The sequence below is a fragment of the Actinoplanes sp. NPDC049802 genome (assembly GCF_040656595.1).
Lineage (GTDB): Bacteria > Actinomycetota > Actinomycetes > Mycobacteriales > Micromonosporaceae > Actinoplanes.
Genome location: NZ_JBFAMR010000008.1, coordinates 103,075 through 121,643, shown reverse-complemented (window position 1 = coordinate 121,643; position 18,569 = coordinate 103,075). Strand labels below are relative to the sequence as shown.

The window sequence follows — 18,569 nt, the reverse complement described above, 5'->3', positions numbered from 1 at the left end:
TCAGGCCGCCTTCTTGCTCGAGGCCGCCGCTTCGGCCTTCTTCATCTCGTCCGGCGGAAGCAGACTGCGCAGCTTCTGCGCGACCAGACGCGGGTTCGAGCCGGCCTGGATGGCCAGAACACCGTCGATGACCAGCTCCATCTCCTCGGCCTCCAGGTTGCTCAGCCGGTCCAGGCGAGCCGCCATCGGAAGCCAGATGATGTTCGCGCTGAGCACGCCCCAGAGGGTCGCGACGAAGGCGGCGGCGATCGAGTGGCCGAGCGTCTCCGGCTTGTCCAGGTTCTCCAGCACGTGAACCAGACCCATGACCGTGCCGATGATGCCGATCGTCGGGGCGTAGCCACCCATGTTCTCGAAGAACTTCTTGCCGGCCTTGTCGGCCTTCTTCTTGGCGGACACCTCGGCGTGCAGGATGTCGTGCAGCTCGTCCGGGTCGGTGCCGTCGATCGCGAGTTGCAGGCCCCGCTTGAGGAAGGGATGCTCCACGGTCTTGACCGCGTCCTCGAGCGCCAGCAGGCCCTCGCGGCGGGCCCGCTCCGCGAGCTTCACGACACTGTCCAGCAGCTGGGTGGGCGGGGTGACCTTGGTGGTGAAGGCCTTCTTGAGCTGGCCGACGAAGCCGCTCGTGTCCTTCATGACACCACCGGCCATGGCGGCCGCGAAACCGCCGCCGAAGACCAGCAGCATCGACGGGATCAGGATGATGGAGGCCGGCGAACCGCCCTCCAGAATCTGGACGGTGAAGACGATCGCCAGGCCGGCGATCACCCCGATGATGGTTGACAGGTCCATCAGCGTTCCTTCCGGTGCAGCGGGAGCACCTTGGCGTCGAGCTCGTCATCGGAAGAAGACGAAGCGCTGGTCATGGCCGTGGGCTCGGGCTCGATACGGCTCGCCTGGGCGATCAGCGAGGCGCGGTAGTGGCGCACCGAGTCGATGAATTCGGGCACGGACTCGGAGATGATGTACTTGGTGCCGTCCACCAGGGTGACGACCGTGTCGGGCGTGCAGTCGACGCGCTCGACCAGGTCCGGGTTCAGTGCGAACACGGCACCATTGATGCGGGTTACGAGGATCACGACATCCGTCCTTGGTACGTCTTGGCTGGTGGGGCCTTCCGTGGCCCGTCACTTGGTATTTCGGCCGGCCGGCGGTTGCCGATGAGATCGAGGTGGTCGCCATCCGGGTGCGACTTGGCCCGGCCGAGTGCTCACGACAACAGCCGGAACGGGCGTGAGTGCCCGTCCCGGCCGCTGGTGCCGCTACGTGTCAGCGCTTCATGCTGACGAGCTCCTGGAGGATCTCGTCGGAGGTGGTGATGATGCGGGAGTTCGCCTGGAAGCCGCGCTGGGCGACGACCAGGTTGGTGAACTCCTGCGCGAGGTCGACGTTGGACATCTCCAGCGCGCCGGAGATGACCTGGCCCATGCCCGCGCTACCGGGTTCGCCGACCTGGGCGTACCCGGAGTTGACCGTGGTCCGGAAGTGTGAGTTGCCCACCTTCTCGAGACCCGCGACGTTCTTGAAGGTCGCCATGGCGACCTGGCCCAGAGTTTGCTTCAGACCGTTGCTGTAGACGCCGATGATCTCACCGCTGTCGGACACGGTGTAGGAGAGAGAGGTCAGCGCGCCGGCCGTCTGACCGTCGGTGTCGAACACCCGGGCGTCGCTGACACCCGAGTACGACGTGAGGTCGGTGAGATCGAGCTTGTACCCAGCGATGTCGATCGAGGTCAATGGGACGAGCGGAGTCGCCGCTGGGTCGACGACCGGCTTGCCGCTCGAGAAGTCGAGCGAGGCCACCGTGCCGAGGACCGTCGTGTTGTCCTCGGCGATCAGCTCCACCCGCCAGTCGGAGGTCGGTGGGGTGGCGGTGTTCAGATTCGCGAGACGAGTGAACCTCGCGGTCACCGTGTGCGTGGCGCCCTGGTCGTCGAAGACCTTGACCGGAATTGTGTTGATGTAACCCGGAAGTGGAAGGGGGAGGGCGGTGAGGTCCTCGTTACCGGTGTTCTTCGGCTGGTTCGCGTCCGGGGTGACGTCGCTGCTCAGGTTGCCCTTGAGTGTGACCGTCGTGGTCTTCTCCGGCGGAATGGTGCCGCCCAGCGGCATCCGGATGTCGCTGGGCTTGGCCGCCGAGTTGACGAAGCCCGTGTCGTCCGCGGTCCAGCCCTGCACCGGCTCGCCGGTGGCGGTGGCGAGCACACCGTTGGCGTCGAAGAAGAACGAGCCGGCCCGGGTGTAGAGCATCTCGTTGCCGCTGCGGGTGATGAAGAACCCGTCACCCTGGATCATCATGTCGCCGGACTTGCCGGTCGTCTGCGCCGAGCCCTGGGCGAAGTTGGCGGTGATGCCGGCGATCCGGACACCGAGGCCGATCTGCGCCGGGTTGGTGCCGGCCATGCCGTCCTGCGGCGCGCCGGCCGCACCCATCATCTGGCTCAGCGTGTCGTTGAACTGAACCTGCGACGACTTGTAACCGGTGGTGTTCACGTTAGCGATGTTGTTACCGGTGACGTCGATCATCCGCTGGTGGGCGTTCAGCCCACTGATGCCGGAGTAAAGGGAACGCAGCATTAAGAATGTCCTTAGTGTCGACGGATGGGTTCAGGCTGTTGGGGCGTCGGTCGTTATTTCCGTGACCTTGGACAGCTGCACATCCTTGTTCCCGACCCTCAGCGTCGGTTCGCTGTCTCCGTTGAGCTTCGCTGCGCTGATCACGCCGGTCCGCGTCACCCCGGTGTCGTCCATGTACGTGACCGTCTTGCCGACCAGCGAACTGGCGCCGATCATGCGCTGTGACTGCAGCATGCCGATCATGGACTCGAGCTTCTCCACCTGTGTGAACTGGGCGGTCTGCGCCAGGAACGCGGTCGAATCGGCGGGTTTCGTGGGGTCCTGATATTTCAACTGGGCGACGAGGAGCTTCATGAAGGTGTCCTTGTCGCCGAGCGACTTCTTCTTCGCCTCGGCCGCTTTCGCCGCGGCCAGAGCCTTGGCGGCATCGGCTGCTCTGGCCGCGGCCAAAGCGTTGGCGGCATCGGCGCCGGTAGCTCCGGACATCGGTGAGGTTGTCATCGACTTCTCCTGTCCCGTAGCAGGCTCACCTAATGCTTCGGCCCGGCCCCAGAGTTTCTTAGGAACGAATTTGCGGGCCCACCGGCTGGCGGGCCCGCAACAGGAGAATCTTCAGTTTTGTCCGCGCTCGACGGATCCGCCGGGTCAGGGAGCGAGCGACAGGCTGAGCTTGCCCTTTCCGTACCGGTTGACCTCGACCGAGAGGTCGAGGCGCCGCCCCAGGGCGAGCAGGACCGCGCGTGCGTCGGCCGGCAGATCCTGATTCGGATAGATCACCTGGTAGAGCTTCACGTGCGGCGCGCCCTCCTTGTTGAGGAGGCTGGTGAACACGTTGCACAGCTCGAAGACGTTCTCCGCGAGGTTGGGGTAGAGCTGTTTCTCGTCGATGCTGTCCTCGGCCGCGCCGGCCGGCACCAGACCGAGCGCGGCGCCCGCGTTGGCGGCGAGGCTGAGCGTCATGCCCAGCACCGCGTAGATCTTCTGACTGTTGTCGGTGAAGATCGCGGTGGTGGTGAGCGGCACCTCGGGCGCGCTGATCGGGTCGCCGGGGCTGACAATCACCTCTCGCCCGAGAAGATCCTCGAACAGGTTGCGTACGGCTAGAGAGCCGGGAAGAACCGAGACGTCTGACATGTCTTAATCATCCCAAAATAGGAGCGAACACTTCATCGAATCGCTCAGCGGTGAAGGGTTTGACGATGAAGAACGCCGCTCCGGCGCCTTCTGCGGCGGACTTCATCTCCGGAGTGCACTCCGAGGTCACGAAGCCGAACTTGACGTTGTTGCCGGCGGCACGAAGCTGGCGCAGCACCTCGATACCGGTCATGTGCGGCATGTTCCAATCGGAGATCACCAGGTCCGGCTTCTCCGCGGTGGCCATGTCGTACGCCTCTTTGCCGTCCGCGGCCTCGATGAGAGCGTGGTCGCCGAACCCGGCCTGACGCAGGGTCCGGACGACGATCTGCCGCATCACCCGGCTGTCATCGGCGATGAGGATCTTCATGCACCCTCCTCCTTGTTGTCGGTGCTGCTCTGCCACATCGAAATGGACACCGGTTCGCCTTCCCACAACCCGTACACACCGCTGATGCGTTCGGCGTTCGGGTACCTCGCCGAGGACTCGGGCGCGAGCACCACCTGTGGAAGGGACAACTGAGAGCCCGGCGGCAGCATCGCCTTGACGTTGCCACCGACGATGTTGGCCAGTTCGCCGAGCGTGTCGGAGATGTCGTCCTCGCTCACCTCCTCGATCTCCATGGCGAGGAAGGCGGCCGCGGCGCGCTGGGCGGCGGCGCGGGAGGACGCGTAGACGACGTGCCCGGTCCAGGACCCGGTGATCGAGACCGAGGAGTGCACCTCGGACGGCTGGTTCTCGTCGTACGTGGGGATCAGTGGACTGACGCCCTCGGGATCCAGGTATGACTCCCATACCTGCTCCACCATCTCGGCGAGGTCGCTCTCATCGACCTCGACTTCGATGCTCATGAGTTCGCTCCGGTCGGGACGAGGCCCAGCAGGGCCAGCTTTTCGATCATGGCGCCCTCGGTGAAGGGCTTGATCACGTACTCGTGAGCGCCCGCCGCGAGCGCGCGGACGATCTGGCTCTGTTCGCTCTCGGTGGTGACCATCACGAGAGTCATCTCTCGCAGCCGCGGATCGGCCCGGACCTTGGTGACGAACTCGAGCCCGTTCATGTTGGGCATGTTCCAGTCGATGAGGGCCAGCTCCGGCACCTCGGTCATGTCAGCCAGAAGGTCCATCGCCTCCTTGCCGTCCCCCGCCTCCACCGCCTCGAAGTTGAGCTTCGTGACGATGCGCTTGAGGATCATGCGCATCGCGCGTGAGTCGTCGATCACCATGGCGCGCATCGGCGTCATCCCCTTCTCGCGGCGCCGACGGGCGCCGCAGTGCGAGTCCGGTAGGCAGAGGTGCGGCCGGCGGCCACCCGCTCGTAGTTGTCGTCGATCCCGATCGTGGTCTCGGCCGCACCGAGGAAGAGCAACCCGTCCGGACGAAGGACCTTCGCGGCGTTCTGCAGCACCTGACGCTTCGTGGCCACGTCGAAGTAGATGAGGACGTTGCGCAGGAAGATGACGTCGAAGGGCTGCATCGGCGGGAACGGGGCAGTGAGGCTCATGTGTTTGAACGAGACGTTCTTGCGCAGCGCCGGGATGATCCGCCAGTGCGCTCCGGCCCGCTCGAAGTACTGCACCAACTGGGTGGCCGCCAGGCCGCGGTTCACCTCGACCTGGCTGTACTCGGCCTTGGTGGCCCGCTCGACCATGGCGGTGGAGATGTCGGTGCCGAAGATCTCGTAGGTCCAGCCGGTCGGCAGCGTCTCCTGGAGCGTGATGGCCAGGCTGTACGCCTCCTGCCCGCTGGAGCTCGCCGCTGACCAGAACCGGAGTTTGCGCACCGCCGACCGGGATTTGATCAGCTCCGGCAGCACCACGTCGGTGAGCGCCGCGAACGGCTCCCGGTCCCGGAAGAAGGACGTCTCGTTGGTGGTCAGCGCGTCGATGATCTTCCGCTGGTGCGTCGGGTTCGGGCGTTTCAGGAGGTCACCGATGAACTCGTTGACGTTCGCCGCGCCGACCACCCGGGCCACCGGGATGAGCCGGGCCTCGACCAGGTACTCCTTGCCCGGCGCCAGGACGATGGACGCCTCCTTGCGCACCAGGTTGGAGACGTAGGAGAACTCCGCTTGGGAAAGGCTCATCGGGCCACCGCCGCAGGACGGCCGGTCCGCGCCCGGTTGAGCAGTGCGCCCGCGATCCGGTCCAGGGGCAGCACCTCGTCCGCCAGTCCCGCGCCGACCACGGCGCCGGGCATACCCCAGACCACCGAGCTGGCCTCGTCCTGCGCCAGCACCTCGGCACCCGAGTCTCGTAGCACTTTCGCACCACTCCGTCCGTCTTGTCCCATTCCAGTGAGCACGGCCGCGAAAGCGGAACCGCCGTACAGCGCTGCCACGGACCGGAACATCACGTCCACGGCCGGGCGGCACGAGTTCTCCTGCGGCGCTCCGCTGAGCTGGGTCAGCGTGGCCGTTCCGCGGCGATGGAAGACCAGGTGCCGGTCGCCGGGAGCGATGTAGACCGTGCCGGGCGCGAGCTCCATGCCCTCGCCCGCCTCCACCACCTTGAGCGCGGTGCTCCGATCCAGGCGCTCGGCGAACATCTTGGTGAAGACCGGCGGCATGTGCTGAGTGATCACGATCGGGACCGGCAGGTCGGCCGGCAGCCCCAGCAGGACCTTGGTGAGCGCGTCCGGCCCGCCGGTCGAGGAGCCGATCGCCAAAATGTCGATCTTTCCGCCGAGGACCCGCTTGACCGCGGGGCGAACCGGCGCCGGGCCGGGAACGCCCGGGCGTCCCGGAGCCCCCGGTGGGCCACCGGGCCGCATCGGGGCGACGCCGGGCCGCGTCGCGGCCGGGGCCGGACCGCGCGCCGGTGGGCCGGCCGGTGGGCGCCGGCGCCCACCGAGGACCTGGATCTTGGGAACCAGCTGCTCACGGACGGCCGCGATGGACTCCGCGACCGAGCCGACGTTGCTGGGCTTGGTGACGTAGTCGGTCGCTCCGGCGGACAGCGCCTCCAGAGTCGCGGTCGCGCCCGCCGCGGAGAGCGTACTGAACATGATCACCGGCGTGTTGTGCCGCTTGCGCAGCTCGCGGACCGCCTCGATGCCGTCCATCTGCGGCATCTCGATGTCCATGGTGATCACATCGGGCTTGAGCTGATCGATCTTCGTCTGGGCGAGCAGACCGTTCGCGGCCGTACCGACGACCTGGATGCCCGGTGCTTCGCCGAGAGCGTCGACGATCAGCCGACGGACCACCACGGAATCGTCGACGACGAGAACCGAGATCATTCGGCCACTCCCTTCAACCGAGCCAGGCCGGACCGAGCGCCGCCACCACCGGTGCGAGCAGCCGGTGTGCCGTTGCGGTGTCCAGCAGATCGCGGACCACGAGCGCCTGAACGGCGCCGCTGAGCATGTTCCAGACCCCACCGGCCCGTTCGGCCAGCGGAATCCCGGCCGTGTCCACCGCCTGCACCAGCAGCATCTGCGCCGCGGCCGCGGTCCGGACCCGATCCGAGAGGTACGCCGCCCACGACGCCGAATGCACGGCGGGCGACCATCCGGCGGTGTTGCGCCGGGCGTCGTCGGCCGAGGTCGAGACCCGTTGCCGGTCCTCGGGCCGCAGGGTGTGCAAACGGTCCAGCAGGGCGGACACCGTGTAGTGGTGCGGGCCCAAGTCGATCGGTGGGCCGGCCGGCAGCTTCCTGACGGCGGACACCCACCCGGCGCCGAGCCCACGGCGGGTGCCGTCGTCCAGCACCTCACGGAGGTAACTGGCGACCGCGGCGTCGCACAGCAGCGCGGTCGCGGCGGCCGCGTCCTCGCTCTGCCGGGCCGCCCGGCCGGTGCCCTCCCAGGTCCACGACATCACGTCGTAGCGCAGGCAGGTCAGCAGGGCGTCGACCGTACCGATCGGCGCGCGCTCGACCAGTGCGAGGTTCCCGGCCGGGTCGTCCTTCGACATCGCCTTGAGCGACGGCATGCGACGGGCGGCACTCTCCACCTCCACCCAGAGCGGGCCCCGGATGTTCTCGTCGGGCAGCCGTCCGGCGAGCACGGGGAGGTCTCCGGCCTGCAGCCGCAGGGCGCGCAGCAGAACCTCGGCCGCGGCCGCCCCGCCTTCCAGGCGGGTCAGGTCGAAGCCCAGGACGGGGGCGCTGACCAGGCTGTACATCAGTTGGTGGCGCGGTATGTGTCGACGGCCTGATTGACGTCGAGAGCCAGCATCAACCGCCCGTCCAGCTTGAATGTGCCGACCACGAGCTCCCGGGTGGGACCGCTCAGCGTGTCCGGTGGCGGCTCGAACGTCTCGTCGTCGAGATCCACCACCTCGCCGATCTTGTCCACCAGCAGGGACACCGGTTCGCCGTCACCGCGCAGGATGACGTTCATGACCGGGCCCTGCAGGGCCTGGCGGGCCAGCCCGAGCTGTACCCGCAGGTCCACCGCGGCGATCACCTGGCCGCGCAGGTTGAAGAGTCCACCGACGGCCGGCGGGGCGAGCGGCACCGGGGTGTACTCGTTGTACGAGAGCACCTCCTGCACGGTGTGCACCTCGACCCCGAAGAGCTGGCCGTCCACCTCGAAGGTCGCGAACTGACGACTCGCCATGTCAGACCTCCACCATCATGTCGTCCATGGAATCGCTGTAGAAGTTCGGATCCGCGGCGAGGATGGCCCGGCGCACGTCGAGCAGCTCGGTGACCCGCTGCTGGATCACCGCGGTGCCGACCAGGCCGTCCTCCTCCGCGTCGCGGCGTGCGGTGGTCGAGTTCTCGGCGATGTCCACGATGCGGTCCACGACCAGTGCCACGCTCTTTCCGCCCTCGCTGTAGACGACCACCGACACGGTGTCGCCCTCCAGCTCCTCGCCGTACGCGCCGAGCAGGTGGGACAGGCGCACCAGCGGCAGGATCTGCCCGCGGTACTGCACCACCTCCCGCGACCCGGCGTGCTCGATCCGGTCCCGGGGGAACTCCTCGAGCCGGGTGACGGTGTCCAGCGGGATCGCCACGCGACGTTCGCCGACCGCGGTGACCAGCAGGCGCTCGGTGCCGCCGCCGCCCTGACCGCGCTTCTCCGCGACGCTCTCCCGCTCCTGGTCCACGGCCAGGTGCGAGCGCCGGGCCAGCGACGAGACGTCCAGGATGAGGCCCACCTTGCCGTCGCCCAGGATGGTCGCTCCGGCGTACAGCCCGATGTCCTTGAATCGGGTGTTGAGGGCCTTGACGACGACCTCCTCGGTGTTCAGCACCCGGTCGACGACCAGGCCGAACCGCCGGCCGTCGGCCTGCAGCACCATGATGTAGACGCCCTGGTCGCCACCGACCTCGAGGCCGAGCGCCCGGTCCAGGCGGACCAGCGGGAGCAGCTTGCCGCGCAGCCGGTAGACCGGTGCGCCGGAGGCGTACTCGACCTTGGTGGTGTTGCCGTCGATGAAGACCAGCTCGAGCACCGCGACCTGCGGCACGACGTAGCGCTGGTCGCCGCAGTCGACGGTGAGCGCCTGGATGATCGCGAGGGTCAGCGGGATGGTGAGCCGCCAGACCGTACCCTCGCCGGGTGTCGAGTCCACGCTGACCGCGCCACCGATGTTCTCGATGTTGGTCTTCACGACGTCCATGCCGACGCCGCGGCCGGACACGTTGGTGACCTTGGCGGCGGTGGAGAAGCCGGGCTGGAACACCATCGCCATGATGTCGCGCTTGTCCATGTTCGGAATCTGCTCCGGGCGGAGCAGGCCGTTGTCCACGGCCTTCTGCGCGATCCGCTCGACGTTCAGCCCGGCGCCGTCGTCGGCGACCTCGACCGCCACGTGACCACCCTCGTGGTACGCGCGGAGCGTGAGCGTGCCCTCCGGGCCCTTGCCGCTGGCGATCCGCCGCTCCGGCTCCTCGATGCCGTGGTCCACCGCGTTGCGCACCAGGTGCGTCAGCGGGTCCTTGACCGCCTCCAGCAGGCTCCGGTCGAGTTCGGTCTCCTTGCCCTCCATGACCAGCGCGACCTGCTTGCCGAGCGAGTTGCTCAGGTCCCGGATGACCCGGGGCAGCTTGGACCAGATGTGCTCGATGGGCTGCATCCGGGTCTTCATGATGCCCTCTTGCAGCTCACTGGTGATCATGCCGAGCCGCTGGGCGCTGCGGACCAGACCGGAGTCGCCGGTCTCCATCACGCCGCGGACCAGCTGGTTCCGGGCCAGCACCAGCTCGCCGACCATGTTCATCAGGGTGTCGAGCAGGTCGACGTCGACACGGATCGCGCTGTCCGCGATGCTGCGCTTCGGCGCCTGGGACTGCAGCGCCTCGCTGACCGCGGCCGGCTGCGCCTTGCCCTCCTCCAGCAGGATGGTGCCGAGCTTGCGCTCGTCGCCCTCGATCTGCTGCTGGAGCGCCGAGGCGACGTCGGAGGACTGGGCCGCGCCCGCGTCGACCAGGATCTGGCCGAGCGGCTGGCGCTGGTCGGCGACCGGCTCGGGCGCCCGGCGAGCGGCCGCGGCCTCCTGCTCGACGCTCACCGGGGCCTCGGCGGCGGGGGCCTCGGCCACCGGTGCGGCCGGAGCCGCCACCACAGCGGCCGGAGCCGCCGGCGCGGCGGCGGGAGCGCTGTCCGTAGGGGCGTTCATCTGCGCCTGGATCTTGACGATCACCCTCTCGATGTCGACCTCGGCCTCGGACCCGTTCTCCTCGATCGAGGAGAGGATGGACCGGACGCCGTCGATGCAGAGCAACAGGACGGTGATGGTCTCCGGGGTGACGGGCTGTACGCCGTCGCGGAGCCGGGACAGCAGGGACTCACCCGCGTGCGCGAGCTTCTCCAGACGGGAGAACGCCAGGAATCCACTGGTGCCCTTGATCGTGTGGATCGCCCGGAAGATACGGGAGATCAGGTCACGCGAGCCCGGTTCCTGTTCGAGGCTGACGAGGTCCCGGTCGATCTGGTCCAGGTTCTCGTGGCTCTCCATCAGGAATTCGCCGACGATCTCACCAAGGTCTTCCACGACTTACTACCTCCTGCTCGGCTTCACAGGCCACATCGGCGGATGATGGCGCGGGCTGAGAACACTCAGGCTTCTCCGCCCGGACGCCGGTAGCGGTAGCCGAAACCCCGGACGGATTCGATGGGCGAATCGTCGGGATCGGACCAGCCCAGCTTCCGGCGCAGGCGGAGCACCGCGAACTTGACCCGCTCCTGGCCGATGCCGGTCGGGTCGTCCCACGCCTGGGTCAGCAGCTGGTTCGGGCTGAGAACCGCGCCGGCATGCCGCACCAGCGCGTTGAGCAGGCGAAACTCGGTGGGCGTGAGGCGTTTCTCCTCACCCTTGACGTAGACCCGGCGCTTGGTCGGGTCGAGGTGCACGAGACCGTCGTCGTAGACCTGGCTGGCCCAGGTGTTCTGCCCGGAGGAGGAGCGCCGCAGCAGCGCCTCGACCCGGGCCAGCAGCTCGTTGTTGGCGAACGGCTTGGTCAGGTAGTCGTCGGCGCCGCCCCGCAGGCCGCGCACCTTCTCCGTCTCCTGGCCGTGTGCGGTGAGGACCAGCACCGGGACGTCCGAGACGTCCCGCAGCCGTTCCAGCACCTGCCAGCCGTCCATCTCCGGCAGGCCGACGTCGAGCACCACCAGGTCGGGGTGTTCGGCGTAGGCCTCCTTCAGCCCGGAACGGCCGTCGGCGGCGTGCGCCACCTCGTATCCGGCCCGGCTGAACAACATCCGGAGAGCGAGTGCGATGTCCGGGTCGTCCTCGACCACGAGAAGGCGACTCATCGTTTGCTCACCCTGCCCCCAACTCGCGCTCGTGCCTGTGCCGGCACGGCCGATCTCCGCCGCACCACCGCGCGAGCGGGAAGAAATGTCCGACGGCGCAAACACACCATAGCGTGATGTGACCGCCTATTTACGGACAGTGACAGTCTAGCGCCGAGGGGTGCGCCCGGAGCCGGTCCGCGAGGATCCACCCACCCGACCCGCCCGGGGGTACCCCCTCGGCCCGATCGGGACATCCCTACAGCCTGACATTTCTCGTACGGCTTATCGCCCGTTCCGCGAAAGATGTGACACGCCGCGTGCAACGGGGTGCGATAACCGTGACGGGCGATCCGCGCCCGTATCTGCGATCCGGGAGGCACCCGTGTTCGACCTGGTGGTACGACGTGTCGCCGCGCTCGTGGCAGCACCCACGCTGTTCGTTCTCTCAGCACCGGCGCTGGGCCACGGGCCGATCGTCCCGCCGCGGCCGCTGGCCGGCCCGCCATCGACCGCCGCCCCCACACCGAGCGCGCCCGGTCCGGCCGTCGCGCCCCGCACCACGCTCTCACTGCCGGCGGCGACGACCGTCGTCCCGCGACCGGTCACCACCACCGTCACCCGGCGGCCGGTCACCACCACCGTCGCCCCGCGGCCGGTCACCACCACCGTCACGCGGCGGCCGGTCACCACCGCCGTCGCCCCGCGGCCCGCGGCGAACCCGGCCCAGCTCCGGGCCCGCGCCGTGATGGTCCAGGTGGTCCGGCTCACCAACGAGACCCGCCGTGACGCCGGCTGCCCCAGCCTCACGGTCGACGGCCATCTGGTCACCGCGTCCCTGCGGCAGAGCCACTACATGGCCCGGACCAGGCTCTTCAGCCACGTCTGGCGGGACGGCTCGACGTTCGTGGACCGCAGCGAGGACGCCGGCTACCAGCAGCCCGCCGGGGAGAACATCGCCTGGGGCTACCGCACCGCACCGGAGGTGGTGTCCGCGTGGATGGCCAGCCCGGGACACCGGCGCAACATCCTCAACTGCAAAGCCCGCTCGATCGGGGCCGGCGTGGCGTACGCGGCCGACGGCACCCCGTACTACACGCAGGTCTTCGGCTGGCGGTAACGGCTCAGAGAGCGCAGTTGATCAGGACCGGCTCCGGGCGCAACTCGACACCGAACCGGGCCTGGACCCCGTCCCGGATCGTCCGGGCCAGGTCCAGCAGCGCCGTCGTGCTGCCGTCCCCCCGGTTGGTCAGCGCCAGCGTGTGCTTGCCCGAGATGGCGACGCCGGCACCGGCGTACCCCTTCGGGAAGCCGGCCCGCTCGATCAGCCAGGCCGCCGGAAGCTTCACGGTCCCGTCCGCGGTCGGCCAGTGCGGCATCTCGCCCAGCGTCGCGAAGAACTCCACGGGGACCACCGGGTTGGTGAAGAACGACCCGACCGACCAGGTGTCCCGGTCCTCCGGATCGAGGACCATCCCCTTGCCGGCCCGCAGCTTGAGCACGGTGTCCCGGGCCTGCCGCAACGGGACCCGCTCCCCGGCCGAGGCGCCGAGGGTGCGGGCGAGTTCGGCGTACCGGATCGGGGCCGACTCCGCCGAGCGGGCGAGCCGGAAGTCGACCGCGGTGACCAGGTGCCGGTCGTCGTGCTTGAACACGCTGGACCGGTAGCCGAAACGGCACTCGGCCGGCGTCATGACACGGGTCTCGTCGGCGATCCGGTCGTACGCGTGCACCGCCTCGATGGTGTGCGCGACCTCCTGGCCGTACGCCCCGACGTTCTGGATCGGGGTGGACCCGGCCGCGCCCGGGATGCCGGACAGGCACTCGACGCCGGACAGGCCGTTCGCCACGGCGTACGCCACGAAGTCGTCCCACGGCTCGCCGGCCGCGACCCGGACCAGGACGCCGGAGGGGTCCTCGCCGACCACCTCGATCCCCCGGTCGCGCAGCAGCAGCACCTCGCCGTCGAAGCCGGAGTCGCCGATCACGACGTTGCTGCCGCCGGCCAGGACCAGCAGCGGCCGGCCCTCCGCGGTGGCCCCGCGCACCGCGGCGACGGCCTCGTCCGTATGGACCGCGGTGGTCACTGTGCCGGCGGGCCCGCCGAGGCGTAGCGTCGTGTACGCCGCCAGGGAAGTGTCAGTCACGACGCTCACCCTAAGCTCACACTGCGGGGGGTTTTACCGGCGGTCCGGCCGAGTGGGGGACGAGAGCGATGAACAGGTTGCACGCGACGAAGGATTTCTGGCTCGCGGCGCTGCGCGCCGACGGTCCGGCGCTCTACGACGCCGTCGCCGAGAGCGGGCCGGACACGGCGGTCCCGGCCTGCCCGGACTGGTCCGTCGCCGATCTCACCCACCACGTGACCACGGTGCTGAACTGGGTGCGGGCCACGGCGACACGCGGGGTGACCGAGCGGATGGAGGGTTTCGTCCCTCCGGATCGCCCGGCCGAGTGGTCCGAGGCGCTGGACCACCTGCGCCGTGAGATCACCGGCACGATCGAGACGCTGGAGGCGCTGGACCCGGACTTCCCGGCGTGGAACTGGGCGCCGCAGCCGAAACGGGCGGTCTTCTGGCATCGCCGGATGGCGCACGAGCTCTCGGTGCACCGGTGGGACGCCGAGTCGGCCGCCGGACGGGCCACCCCGATCGAGACGAAACTCGCCACCGACGGCGTGAGCGAGATCCTGGACACCTGGCTGCCGGCCGGCAAGCGCCAGGGCCCGACCGATCTGCACGGCGTCGTGCACCTGGTCGGGACGGACGCGGCACAGGAGTGGTTCGTCCGGCTGCGCGGCGCCGGCATCGCCCTGCTGGACACCGGCACGATCCTGGACAGCGATGATCACCACCCACGGGCCAAGGTCACCGGCGCGGCGAGCGACCTGCAACTGGCCCTCATGGGCCGCAAGCGCACCGACCAACTGGCCCTCACCGGCGATCCGCGGCTGGTGCAGGCCTTGCGCACCGGTTGAGGTTCGAAGTCAAGGGCCGTTGTCACCGCGTCGGTAGGCCCTAAGATGAACCGGTTAAGTTATGCGGATCATCGTTAGCGGATCATCAGGAAGCGGAGAAGACATGACGGCAACCGTCACGTCCACGTCGGCGCAGCCGGCCCCCGCGGGGATCACCTTCCCCGAAGGTTTCATCTGGGGAGCGGCGACGGCCTCGTACCAGATCGAGGGCGCCGTGCGGGAGGACGGCCGCGGCACGTCCATCTGGGACACCTTCAGCCGTACGCCCGGCAAAGTCTTCGCCGGGCACACCGGCGATGTCGCCTGCGACCACTACCACCGGTACGCCGACGACGTCGCGCTGATGGCAGACATGGGCCTGGCCTCGTACCGCTTCTCGATCGCCTGGCCCCGGATCCGTCCCGACGGCACCGGCCCGGTCAACGTCCGTGGCCTGGACTTCTACGACCGGCTCACGGACGAACTACTCGGCAAGGGCATCGCCCCGGTGGTCACGCTCTACCACTGGGACCTGCCGCAGACGCTGGAGGACCGGGGCGGCTGGACCAACCGGGAGACCGCGGAGGCGTACACCGAATACGCCGAGATCGTCCACCGTCGCCTCGGTGACCGGGTCGCCACCTGGACCACGCTGAACGAGCCGTGGTGCTCGGCCTACCTCGGGTACGCCTCCGGCCTGCACGCGCCCGGCATCCAGGACCCGGTCGCCGCCCTGACCGCGGTGCACCACCTCAACCTGGCCCACGGCATGGCCGCCCGGGCGCTGCGCGCGGCCGGCGCGAAGAGCATCAGCATCACGCTGAACCCGAGCGCCGTCGCCCCGCTCGACCCGGACAGCGCAGCCGACCGTGCCGCCGCCCACCTGATCGACGGCCTGGCCAACCGGATCTTCCTGGACCCGATGCTCAAGGGCCACTACCCGGCCGACGTGCTGGCGCACATCTCCCGGCTCGCCGACCCGGTCTGGATCCGCGACGGCGACGAGGCGATCATCAACGCCCCGATCGACATGCTCGGCCTCAACTACTACGCCCCGGCGTACGTCTCGGCGGCCCCCGGCCACCCCGGCCCGCTCGACTACCCGGGCAGCCACGGCATCAAGTTCCGGGCGCCGGTCGGCCCGGTCACCGACATGAACTGGCAGATCGAGCCGGCCGCGCTGACCCGCCTGCTGACCCGCCTGCACCGGGACTACCCCGGCGTACCGCTACTGATCACCGAGAACGGCGCGGCGTACCCGGACGGCCCCACCGAGAACGGCGAGGTCCACGACCTGCGCCGGATCGACTACGTGGACGCCCACCTGCGCGCCTGCCACGACGCTCTGGCGGCCGGAGTGGATCTGCGGGGATACTTCGCCTGGTCGTTGATGGACAACTTCGAATGGTCCGAGGGCTACGCCAAGCGTTTCGGTATGGTGCACGTCGACTACACCACGCAGCAGCGGGTGCTCAAGGACAGCGCGAAGTGGTACCGCGAGGTGATCCGCCGCAACGGCCTGGACTGAGCGGAATCAGAGCGGGGGGCTTGTGACGACGCGGGAACGCCCGACCCTGGAAGCGGTCGCCCGTCATGCCGGGGTCTCCCGTGCGACGGTGTCCCGCGTCGTCAACGGTTCGACCACGGTGGCGGCCTCGATCCGTGAGGCCGTCAACCGGGCCGTCGACGAGCTCGGCTACGTGCCGAACCAGGCGGCCCGGAGCCTGGTCACCCGGCAGACCGACTCGATCGCGCTGATCCTGCCGGAGACGGCGAATCGGGTCTTCTCCGACGACCTGTTCTTCCCGGCCATCATCCGCGGCGTCGGCTCCGAACTGGAGGCCGCGAACAAACAGCTGGTGCTGATGATGGCCGGTTCGGCCGCCGGCTACGCCCGGGTCGAGCGCTACGCGGTGGCCGGCCACGTCGACGGCGTCATGTTCGCCTCGATCCACGGCGCCGACCCGCTGCCCGGCCTGCTGGCCCGGCGCGGCATACCGGTGATCTGCTCCGGCCGTCCGATGATCGCCGACCCGCCGGTGCCCTACGTGGACGTCGACCACGCCGGTGGTGTCGCCGCGGCACTCCGCCATCTGATCGCTTCCGGCCGTCGGCGGATCGCCACCATAGCCGGACCACAGGACATGGTGGCCGGCCTCGAACGCCTCACCGGCTACCACGACACCCTGCGCGCGGCCGCCCTCCCGGAACTCGTCGCCACCGGCGACTTCACCCGCGACTCCGGCATCACCGCGATGCGCGAGCTCCTCGACCGTGATCCGGATCTCGACGCCGTCTTCGCCGCCTCCGACCTGATGGCCCACGGCGCCCTGCAAGCCCTGCGTGAGGCCGGTCGCCGCGTCCCGGCGGACGTCGCGGTGATCGGCTTCGACGACTTCGAGATCAGCCGCTACAGCGATCCCCCGCTCACCACGGTGCGCCAGCCGATCGGCGAGGCCGGCCGGACCATGGCCCGCGAGCTGCTCCGGCTGATCGCCGGCGACCCCAGCGTGCCACCCGCGATCATCCTGCCCACGGATCTCGTCATCCGCGCCTCCGCCTGATCATTTCCGGACCTCCCGGCCGTCGCCACGGCCAGCTCAGCGTCCCTCCCGCCAGCCTTTCCGGTACGCCTACCCGAACCCACCGTGGGCGACCCGCGATCTCCCCGCGACTCCGGACCGAGAACGCGCCCGCCGGGCTTGAGTGGGTGGTCCAGCTGGTCGTGGAACCACCGAACTCAGCCCGGCGGGCGCGGCACAGGCTGTAGCGGGCAGCAGGCTCGCGCCGGACGGACGGGACGGTCCGAATCGGACGGGGCGAAGTTCCGCGTACCGCGAAATGGCGCAAGCGACAGGCGGACCTGGACCGGTCACGGAAAGACGGCGGCGTGGACCGTGCGGCCAACGGCCGCGGTCTCGGCACCGAAGAGCACCAGCACGGCGGCCCGGACAGACCGTGGCTCGGCGTCTCGGAGCACGCTGAGCGCCTGCCGCACGGCGTCCTCGACCGGCCAGCGATAGACACCGGCCGAGATCAGCGGGAACGCGATCGACTCGGCACCGAGTTCGTCGGCGACCTGGAGCGAGTTCGTGTAGCAGGCACGCAACAGCTCGGAGCGGTCCTCGGCGGCGCTGAAGACGGGCCCGACCGTGTGCACCACCCAGCGGGCGGGCAGGCGCCCGGCGGTGGTCGCTACGGCCTGGCCGACCGGAAGTCCACGGCCGTATCTCGAGGCCCGCAGCATCCGGGTCTCGGCCAGGATCTCCGGTCCGCCCTTGCGGTGGATCGCCCCGTCCACCCCGCCGCCACCGAGCAGCGACGAGTTGGCCGCGTTGACGATCACGTCGGCACTCTGGGCGGTGATGTCGCCCTCGATCAGTTCGACCCTCACAGCGAGGCGGTGCTGGTGATCTCGATGGGCTTGCCGAGCGATTGCCGGGCCAGCAGGGTGGCGCCGGCGATGGCGGCCGGCATCAGCAGGATCGCGCCGAGCGGAATCAGGAAGCAGACGAAGACGGCCGCACCGAAACCCAGGACCAGCGGCTTGCGCTGCGCGAGCGTGGCACGGCGGTGACGCAGCCGTTGACCGCGCCGCTGGAACGGGACGCCGGTCAGTTCCAGGGCGAGCAGCCAGCCGCCGACCGCGCCGGCCAGGACCGGGATCACGGTCTGGCCCACGAACGGCAGGAACCCGAGCAGGAAGAGCGGGATGCCGATCAGGATCGAGACGCCGATCAGCTTGAGTGAGTCGGCCAGGCTGCGGCGCAGCGCCCGCAGGAGGCTGATGTCCACCGCGTCGGGCACACCGCCGAACCGGTCCTCGACCAGCTCGGAGATCTTCTCGTAGAACGGGTCGCCGATCAGCAGCGTCACCGCGGTGAAGGTGAGGACGCTGAACAGCACGCTCAGACCGAGCACCGCGGCGCCGCCGAGAACCCGGAGGGTGCCGCGCTGCCAGCCGGACCAGTCGTCGGCGAACCAGGTGACCTGTGCGGAGAGGTCCGGCAGATAGCGCAGCAGGAAGATCAGGGCCGCGGTGTAGAGGACGCCGGACAACAGCGCGGGAATCAGCCCGATCAGGAACAGCCGCGAGTTGCCCAGCACCAGGCCGAGTCCACGGCCGAGGAGCCCGGCCCCGGACACGAACTCGCGCAGGGCCGAGACCGGACGACTTCGATCACCGCTCACGTTTCGGAAGCTTAGAACC

21 protein-coding genes are annotated in these 18,569 nt (G+C 69.2%); 4 read left to right on the top strand and 17 right to left on the bottom strand.

Going from position 1 to position 18,569, the window contains the following annotated elements:
• The 14 genes from AB0I88_RS08475 to AB0I88_RS08410 all read right to left on the bottom strand — a co-directional run bounded on the left by AB0I88_RS08475 (position 1) and on the right by AB0I88_RS08410 (position 11,424).
• Entirely contained in the window at positions 1–792 is a 792-nt protein-coding gene (locus AB0I88_RS08475) for a flagellar motor protein (protein WP_361020174.1), read from the bottom strand.
• Positions 792–1,079, bottom strand: a complete 288-nt coding sequence (locus AB0I88_RS08470; RefSeq protein WP_361020172.1) for a flagellar FlbD family protein — start codon at positions 1,077–1,079, stop codon at positions 792–794. Before AB0I88_RS08470 ends, AB0I88_RS08475 begins: the two co-directional genes overlap by 1 nt.
• Before the next feature lie 190 nt (positions 1,080–1,269).
• Positions 1,270–2,577 (bottom strand): flagellar hook protein FlgE, encoded by a 1,308-nt coding sequence (locus AB0I88_RS08465; RefSeq protein WP_361020170.1) that lies wholly within the window; start codon positions 2,575–2,577, stop codon positions 1,270–1,272.
• 30 nt (positions 2,578–2,607) lie between these two features.
• A complete protein-coding gene (locus AB0I88_RS08460) occupies positions 2,608–3,078 on the bottom strand; it encodes a flagellar hook capping FlgD N-terminal domain-containing protein (RefSeq protein ID WP_361020168.1) in 471 nt (156 codons plus the stop codon).
• Between the two features lie 144 nt (positions 3,079–3,222).
• Entirely contained in the window at positions 3,223–3,711 is a 489-nt protein-coding gene (locus tag AB0I88_RS08455; RefSeq protein ID WP_361020166.1) for a hypothetical protein, read from the bottom strand.
• A gap of 7 nt (positions 3,712–3,718) precedes the next feature.
• Positions 3,719–4,081 (bottom strand): response regulator, encoded by a 363-nt coding sequence (locus AB0I88_RS08450; RefSeq protein WP_361020164.1) that lies wholly within the window; start codon positions 4,079–4,081, stop codon positions 3,719–3,721.
• On the bottom strand, positions 4,078–4,563 hold the full coding sequence (locus AB0I88_RS08445) for a chemotaxis protein CheX (protein ID WP_361020162.1): 486 nt from the start codon (positions 4,561–4,563) through the stop codon (positions 4,078–4,080). The genes AB0I88_RS08450 and AB0I88_RS08445 overlap by 4 nt, the downstream gene beginning before the upstream one ends.
• Positions 4,560–4,946, bottom strand: a complete 387-nt coding sequence (locus AB0I88_RS08440) for a response regulator (RefSeq protein ID WP_173476755.1) — start codon at positions 4,944–4,946, stop codon at positions 4,560–4,562. Before AB0I88_RS08440 ends, AB0I88_RS08445 begins: the two co-directional genes overlap by 4 nt.
• 5 nt (positions 4,947–4,951) lie before the next feature.
• Complete coding sequence (locus tag AB0I88_RS08435; RefSeq protein WP_361020160.1) at positions 4,952–5,797, bottom strand: CheR family methyltransferase; 846 nt, start codon at positions 5,795–5,797, stop codon at positions 4,952–4,954.
• Positions 5,794–6,951, bottom strand: coding sequence for a chemotaxis response regulator protein-glutamate methylesterase (locus AB0I88_RS08430; protein ID WP_361020158.1), 1,158 nt, complete (start codon positions 6,949–6,951; stop codon positions 5,794–5,796). Before AB0I88_RS08430 ends, AB0I88_RS08435 begins: the two co-directional genes overlap by 4 nt.
• 13 nt (positions 6,952–6,964) lie before the next feature.
• Entirely contained in the window at positions 6,965–7,837 is an 873-nt protein-coding gene (locus AB0I88_RS08425; protein ID WP_361020156.1) for a hypothetical protein, read from the bottom strand.
• Positions 7,837–8,274: a chemotaxis protein CheW gene (locus tag AB0I88_RS08420; protein WP_093619555.1), complete on the bottom strand. Its 438-nt coding sequence runs from the start codon at positions 8,272–8,274 to the stop codon at positions 7,837–7,839. The genes AB0I88_RS08425 and AB0I88_RS08420 overlap by 1 nt, the downstream gene beginning before the upstream one ends.
• Position 8,275: 1 nt before the next feature.
• Positions 8,276–10,660 (bottom strand): chemotaxis protein CheA, encoded by a 2,385-nt coding sequence (locus tag AB0I88_RS08415; protein WP_361020154.1) that lies wholly within the window; start codon positions 10,658–10,660, stop codon positions 8,276–8,278.
• A 65-nt stretch (positions 10,661–10,725) separates the two neighbouring features.
• Positions 10,726–11,424 carry a response regulator transcription factor gene (locus AB0I88_RS08410; protein ID WP_361020152.1) on the bottom strand — a complete coding sequence of 233 codons (699 nt, stop codon included), beginning with the start codon at positions 11,422–11,424 and terminating at the stop codon, positions 10,726–10,728.
• A gap of 364 nt (positions 11,425–11,788) precedes the next feature.
• Here AB0I88_RS08410 and AB0I88_RS08405 point away from each other — a divergent pair, with 364 nt between their 5' ends.
• Positions 11,789–12,523 carry a CAP domain-containing protein gene (locus AB0I88_RS08405; RefSeq protein ID WP_361020150.1) on the top strand — a complete coding sequence of 245 codons (735 nt, stop codon included), beginning with the start codon at positions 11,789–11,791 and terminating at the stop codon, positions 12,521–12,523.
• Positions 12,524–12,527: 4 nt separating this feature from the next.
• Here AB0I88_RS08405 and AB0I88_RS08400 read toward each other — a convergent pair whose 3' ends face one another.
• Positions 12,528–13,550, bottom strand: a complete 1,023-nt coding sequence (locus tag AB0I88_RS08400; RefSeq protein WP_361020148.1) for a UDP-N-acetylmuramate dehydrogenase — start codon at positions 13,548–13,550, stop codon at positions 12,528–12,530.
• Between the two features lie 68 nt (positions 13,551–13,618).
• Between AB0I88_RS08400 and AB0I88_RS08395 the strand changes: the two genes are divergently transcribed.
• From AB0I88_RS08395 to AB0I88_RS08385, 3 genes are all read left to right on the top strand, one after another.
• Positions 13,619–14,380 carry a maleylpyruvate isomerase family mycothiol-dependent enzyme gene (locus AB0I88_RS08395; protein WP_361020146.1) on the top strand — a complete coding sequence of 254 codons (762 nt, stop codon included), beginning with the start codon at positions 13,619–13,621 and terminating at the stop codon, positions 14,378–14,380.
• 103 nt (positions 14,381–14,483) lie between these two features.
• Positions 14,484–15,887 (top strand): GH1 family beta-glucosidase, encoded by a 1,404-nt coding sequence (locus tag AB0I88_RS08390; protein ID WP_361020144.1) that lies wholly within the window; start codon positions 14,484–14,486, stop codon positions 15,885–15,887.
• Between the two features lie 22 nt (positions 15,888–15,909).
• The gene (locus AB0I88_RS08385) at positions 15,910–16,923 is read left to right on the top strand and encodes a LacI family DNA-binding transcriptional regulator (protein ID WP_361020142.1); all 1,014 of its coding nucleotides are present in this window, start codon (positions 15,910–15,912) and stop codon (positions 16,921–16,923) included.
• 308 nt (positions 16,924–17,231) lie between these two features.
• Here the strand turns inward: AB0I88_RS08385 and AB0I88_RS08380 are convergent, their stop codons facing one another.
• Positions 17,232–17,753 carry an O-acetyl-ADP-ribose deacetylase gene (locus AB0I88_RS08380; protein ID WP_361020140.1) on the bottom strand — a complete coding sequence of 174 codons (522 nt, stop codon included), beginning with the start codon at positions 17,751–17,753 and terminating at the stop codon, positions 17,232–17,234.
• The gene (locus AB0I88_RS08375; RefSeq protein WP_361020138.1) at positions 17,750–18,550 is read right to left on the bottom strand and encodes an EI24 domain-containing protein; all 801 of its coding nucleotides are present in this window, start codon (positions 18,548–18,550) and stop codon (positions 17,750–17,752) included. Before AB0I88_RS08375 ends, AB0I88_RS08380 begins: the two co-directional genes overlap by 4 nt.
• Between the last annotated feature and the right edge of the window lie 19 nt (positions 18,551–18,569).